Source organism: Chryseobacterium sp. SIMBA_029, from assembly GCF_046535275.1.
Classification (GTDB): domain Bacteria; phylum Bacteroidota; class Bacteroidia; order Flavobacteriales; family Weeksellaceae; genus Chryseobacterium.
In genome coordinates this window covers 1-254 of sequence record NZ_JAWRXA010000583.1, presented here as the reverse complement: position 1 = coordinate 254, position 254 = coordinate 1, and the positions used below count along the sequence as shown (strand labels likewise).

General features: G+C 67.7%; 1 pseudogene. It reads left to right on the top strand.

Features of this window, described 5'->3' with window-relative positions:
- Positions 1-254 (top strand): annotated as a pseudogene (locus tag SB679_RS25315) (ornithine cyclodeaminase family protein); the annotation flags it as partial.

Genomic DNA, 254 nt, shown 5'->3' with positions numbered 1-254 from the left:
AAATCACAGCGCGTCGCACCGCCGCAGCGTCCGCGCTCGCCGCATCCTACCTGGCGCCGGCGACGGCACGCCATTTGCTGGTGGTCGGCTGCGGGCGCGTGGGTAGCCTCATCCCCGAAGCGTATCGAGCGGTCCGGCCAATCGAAAAGGTCCAGGTGTGGGACCGGAATGTCCAGGCGGCCAGAGCCCTTGCCGCAACGCTGCGAACCCAGGACATTGACGCAAGCGTTGCGCCTGATCTGGCCGGCTCGGTT